The organism is uncultured Subdoligranulum sp. (assembly GCF_937890665.1).
This window is the reverse complement of record NZ_CALADU010000155.1, coordinates 1-5,438: the sequence shown is the minus strand read 5'-3', so window position 1 is coordinate 5,438 and position 5,438 is coordinate 1. Positions and strand designations below refer to the sequence as shown.

6 protein-coding genes are annotated in these 5,438 nt (G+C 42.7%); all 6 read right to left on the bottom strand.

Going from position 1 to position 5,438, the window contains the following annotated elements; translation table 11 throughout:
- Positions 1-95: 95 nt before the first annotated feature.
- Positions 96-1,286, bottom strand: coding sequence for an IS256 family transposase (locus Q0526_RS08850; RefSeq protein ID WP_298732644.1), 1,191 nt, complete (start codon positions 1,284-1,286; stop codon positions 96-98).
- A 576-nt stretch (positions 1,287-1,862) separates the two neighbouring features.
- The gene (locus Q0526_RS08845; protein ID WP_298732642.1) at positions 1,863-2,150 is read right to left on the bottom strand and encodes a hypothetical protein; all 288 of its coding nucleotides are present in this window, start codon (positions 2,148-2,150) and stop codon (positions 1,863-1,865) included.
- 13 nt (positions 2,151-2,163) lie between these two features.
- Entirely contained in the window at positions 2,164-2,649 is a 486-nt protein-coding gene (locus tag Q0526_RS08840) for an RloB family protein (protein ID WP_298732640.1), read from the bottom strand.
- Positions 2,649-3,980, bottom strand: coding sequence for an ATP-binding protein (locus Q0526_RS08835; protein WP_298732638.1), 1,332 nt, complete (start codon positions 3,978-3,980; stop codon positions 2,649-2,651). The genes Q0526_RS08840 and Q0526_RS08835 overlap by 1 nt, the downstream gene beginning before the upstream one ends.
- A 21-nt stretch (positions 3,981-4,001) precedes the next feature.
- A complete protein-coding gene (locus Q0526_RS08830; protein ID WP_298732636.1) occupies positions 4,002-4,553 on the bottom strand; it encodes an ImmA/IrrE family metallo-endopeptidase in 552 nt (183 codons plus the stop codon).
- On the bottom strand, positions 4,553-5,438 hold an 886-nt coding region (locus Q0526_RS08825; RefSeq protein WP_298732635.1), incomplete at its 5' end, for a restriction endonuclease subunit S. The genes Q0526_RS08825 and Q0526_RS08830, both read right to left, overlap by 1 nt.

Below are 5,438 nucleotides of genomic sequence, written 5' to 3'. Positions count from 1 at the left end.
ATGGGCTGAGAATATGATTTCTCAGCCCATATTTCGTCTTTGTCAACAGGTCCAGAGTTTTGCGCAAATTGGTTTGCAGACCCTGGCATAAATAGTCAGCCGGCAATGGAGGCGTCCTCAAGGGCGGCCTCCAGATGCTTCATGTTCATATACTTCTTGTTGCCCCACTGGGTACCGGCCACATGGCGTAACCGGGCACAGACCAGCATCAGAGCAGAGTTACCGTCCGGGAAGCTGCCCACTACACGGGTGCGGCGGCGGATCTCCCGGTTTAGCCTCTCAATGACATTGTTGGTACGGATACGGGTCCAATGTTCACTGGGAAAATCGCAGTAGGTCAGCGTTTCCTCAATGCCATCCTCCACCTTCTTGGCGGCCTCTTTCAGTTTCATAGAACGCAGTTCCTCTACCACAGTCTTGGCCTTCTCCCGGGCTGCTTTCTTGCTCTCCTGGGCGTGGATCGCCTTAAGCATTTTGGCTACCAGCTTTGCCTTGGAACGCGGTGTGACAGCAAACACATTCCGGTAAAAGTGGACTGTACACCGTTGGTATTTAGCCTCGGGGAACACTTCGCCCACGGCTTCCAGCATGCCAAGGCACTTGTCACCAACCACCAATTTAACCCCATCCAGACCACGGCCACGGAGCCACTGAAAGAAATTGACCCAACTGGCCTTGTCTTCTTTCATGCCCTCAGCTGCACCAAGAACCTCGCGGTAGCCATCCTCGTTGACCGCAATGGCTACCAGAATGGCTACATTTTCAAACTCTCCGCCCCAATTGCGGCGCAGGTAGATGCCATCCACATAGACATACGGATACCGTCCGCCTTGCAAAGGGCGGTTCCGCCAATCCTCAATGTGGACATACGCTTTCTTGTTCAGCTCACTGATGGTGGACGGCGACACCTTGCTGCCCCACAGGGCCTCGGTGATGTCCTCCACACGCCGGACGGATACGCCTGCCAGGTACATCTCAATGAGAGCCTCTTCCACGCTGCTTTCCCGGCGGCGGTAGCGCTCGATGATTGCAGTTTCAAAGGAAATGCCCTTGAGTCTGGGAACCTTGAGGGTGACATCTCCAGAAGTTGTGGTGAGGTTACGGCTGTAATGACCGCTGCGGTATCCCTGACGTTGCTCGTTGCGCTCATATCGGGCAGCCTGGGTGAGTTTCTCCGCCTCGGCCTCCAGCAGCTCGTTGAGCGTTTCCTCCACACTTCCTCGAACCAGTTCCTTGATTTCCCCCTTGATAACTTCCTCGTTAAGCTGTACAATCTTTTCAGGCATGGTTTGCTATCTCCTTTCGAATGGTGTGTCGCGACTTCATTCTACCAGAGATCTGCAAACCATGTCTATTTTTTATCCATTTTTTAATTTGCGCAATTTATCATACCTTATCTCTGCGCAATTTATCATACCTTATCCCTCAGGTCGCAAACTTAATCTTCAAACCCTTTGTGTTGCTCAAAACAGTCATAAAAAGAGCTAACCGATTCAATTAAAATCAGTTAGCTCTTCTTAAAAGCAAGGAAAAATTGTTGCCACAGAGGGCATCAAGCCTTGGAAACTCCTATCATTACAGGCTTTTTCGGGCCTTCTAAGTTACTCCCACTCGCTCCTGCCAGAAGTTTTCTAAACAGATTTGCTTATGGGATTTAGTTCAGATTATTGGTATTCTTTTCATTATTCAGATAGTAGAGGCTATCTGATTTTTTGTTGCCATAGTGTTGCCAACAGAAAGTACCGGTCCCCTATGTATTGAATGATTATACCACGTAAAAAATCACCTGGTAAAGTGAAATCCATTTATCCATATGATAAAGAATGGGTAGACTCAATATTTTATCTGCCTACATCTTTTACCTAGATTTCTTCTGGTAGCATTTCAAATATTTTTTTCAAAAGTAGATATACCGTAGTGGCAAAATACCGTGGACACATATCTGTCTTATCCACATGTAACTCTTCGGCTCGATGAACTGCCGTTTTAATTTTTTCATCGTTATAGTTTGAAGAGTTGATATGTTTCTTGTCCTTTAAAGGCGCGCCAAGTTCTGACAGTCTTGTACGGAAGTGACTTGTTTTTTCATAAGAATGGCTATCAGATACAGCAAAACTTTTATCTTCTTCAGAAGGCTGGTCGTGATGCAATAGCAGCCATATCTCAAAAAAAAGGATTGCTTACTGCATAGTGATATCCTTTTTCGTCACATACCGCTATTGCATCATCCCACTCATCTTTATATGTCTTAGCATTTTGGGGATCAATAAGCTGACTTGACCAATTCTGATCCACATCTGTTAAAATCCAAAATTCATCTTCCGGATACTTTTCAAACTGATAAATATTATTTTTTTCAGCTTTAAATTGATCAATCCGTTCGACTAAATGTTTCGGTCGCACTTTGCTGAGTAGTGTCACTTGTTCTTGTGTTCTGCATTTAGGAGCAGTAAAAACAGCATCCTCAGCAACAGAAATAAACTGAATTTTGCTCTTTATACCACTATATATATCTGAGATCAGGCCAAAGTACTCTTCCTCTGTCACACTGCCTTCACATGAAAGAAAAATAATTTTACTGGTTTGTGGCCTAACCACACGGTAAGGGTTTTGCGGGGTAAAAGGTACTCTACTTTTAAGAAGCGGCATTAGTACAACCCCCTTATCATGGGAACAGCACCAAATCTACCGCTCAAATAAGCCTTTAAAGTATCTTGGCCTTCTTTGACTTCAAAATCAGAAAATGGCTTTAAAGTAGATTCGCCCATTTGCGTTTTCTCAATAAACCAGATTTCATCTTGTCTAAAGTTGTTTAAATTTATTAAGTTCACATCATGTGCGGTGAAAATAATCTGGTTGTCTCCTTCTTCTGCTCTACAGGCAAATTCATCAAGCAAAAACAGAGAGAGCTTTGTGTGCAAACTCCTATCAATCTCATCAACAAAGTAAATAGTTGGATTCTTACCGATGGTAAATAGCATAGGAAGTAAATCAACCAGACGCTGTGTACCATCAGATTCTTCGTCTATATTAAACTGAACTTTTTTGCTATTTAGTCGATGGTTAAATTTGAGTTGAACCAAAATAGTCTTTTTCTTTTTGTTTTCTGCAAAAATAAAGTATCTTCCAGCCAAATTTACAATTCCATTTTTAATTTCTTCAATATCATCAACGATTTCTTTTGGTAAATCCAACTTCTGCGCAAATTCATGGAAATCAATCTCGTCACTTGCCACAGAAATCTCATAGACACCCGTATCCATCTTATCGAGCATTCTTACAATATAATTGCGCAGGTCTTCATCTGCTTTCATGCGAATTGGAAGTGCTTGGACTGTGGTTTCAGGGAAAATAACTTGCAGGTTTTTAAACCATCGGACAATTCTCTCTGCCTTTTTGATTCCATTATCATACAGCTTGTATAAGAAAAGTTGATTTTTCTGACCCTCTTGAATACTCTCTTTGAGGACATTGGCCAACATTCTATCCTTGGATTTATTACGCGCAAATCTTGATTCAATTTCTATCTCTGTTTTACCGTTTTCATCTGTAACGCGAGTGAATAGCGGCTCAAGATCTTTTTCAGTCAGCTGCATCAGCCATTCTTCATGCACCTGGCGTCGATCCAAAGAAAAGCCATACTCATAAACTTCGCCTTCAAGGTAAAACATGAACTGGAAGGAAGAGATTCCCTCGAGATCTTCAAAATCACCTCTAAACTGGTTGACACCCGTTCCTTTTCCGCTTTTCTGTCCATCAACGATATAATCCCGGGCAAAATCAATCGATTCGATAAAGGAAGATTTGCCCGATGCATTAGGGCCAAAAAAGCCACCACGCCGCAACACCCTCCATTCACCGGCTTTTGTTGTGATTGTTTTCAAAAAGCGCTCATCGGTGCTTTCTTCCGTTGGGAACATACTAAACTCTACGGGATGCCCAATGGATTTAAAATTGCTTACAATGTACCGTAAAAGCACTCTCACCCCTCCTTTTCTAACCTAGCTTAATTCGTCTAAGCGATATCCCATAGCCTCCATTGACACTTGAAAGTAGTCACTCAGATATCGCTGCAATTGATGCTGCTGTTCCAGCTGCTGATCTTCCAGGAACAGCGTTGTCTGCTTCGGGCAATCATTAAAAAACTCTGTCCGCTTTCGTTTGACCAGATTTTCCGGCATCAGGAAACAGGCTGCAAAATAGTCTGCTTCTTTTTCCTGTTCCGGCTTATTTTTTCCAAAAACGCTATCACTATCACAGATAATAGCGCCGTTCTGTAATGGGTGGCCTAAGTAATGATGGCCCAACTCATGGGCAATGGTAAAGTGTTTGCGGGATGTTCGAAGATTGGCATTGACAAAGATGATTTTTGCCTGTTTCACTACCATATATACGCCGCAGAACTCTTCATCATCCTCGTCTCGTTCCTCGAATATAATCCCCCGCTGTTTCATTATAGCAGGAATTAGCTCTATCAGTGGACGATGCAGGGTATTTAACTCCAAAATTCCATCGACTAAATTCCTGATTTGTCGTTTGCGTCTCCAGTCCATCAGCTTTCCTCGTTAGCAATCTCCAAAGCTCGTTTGCGAAGATGCTCCCAGGTGTCCTCCCGAATCTTGCCACGGGCAGCTGCCAACAACTCAGTTTCAGGCGTTGTTTGATCCGGATGGAATTCGATAACCTGCGCAGATTTTGTAGCTTCTTGTACGCTAAACGCTTCCTGCAGGACTGCTTCCATAAGTTGTGTGGAAAATCTTTGAGCCTCAGAAATATTATGCTCAAATTCATCACACAGCAAAAACAATGCATCAATTTTTTCAACAATCCTTCTCTGCTCCTTCAGAGGAGCAATCGGCAATGGTATCATCATTATATTTCCTGATCCAATATTGCCCTGATTTGCCGTTCCTGTTTCTGTAGCAAAAATGTAGTCCAAAATTGTTTGGCTTTTTAAAAATTTGACAAGATATGCTGGAAGGATAAGTGCAATACTTCTAAGACACCCTACACGCTGATTTAAAAACAAATTATAGGAAGACAAATCATCAGCGGTTATACAATGCGAATAGAAATAATCTCGTTTTCCTCGAGTTCCGGTCATCGTTACCAAGATGTCATCAATATTTATCTTATACTGGTCAGTTTCATTAGCGTAGACATCATCAATATATACCGGATTTATTTCTGTAAGCAATCTATCATTTTTCACATTTCCAAGTCTAATAATGAGATTACTACTCCTCTTTGAGTATCGATTGCTCTTATATGCAAATCCGCCAACGAATTGGCAAATTTCTCCTAACCTGCACCACTCCCAACCTTTCGGCAGCGCAAATGGTTTCTCCTCTTCGCTGATGGGAGGTAGTGATTTTTGCTTTTTAATTTTTTTCTCGGCAATTAAACGCTCTTTTTCAACTTTGATTTTTTCAAGCAGC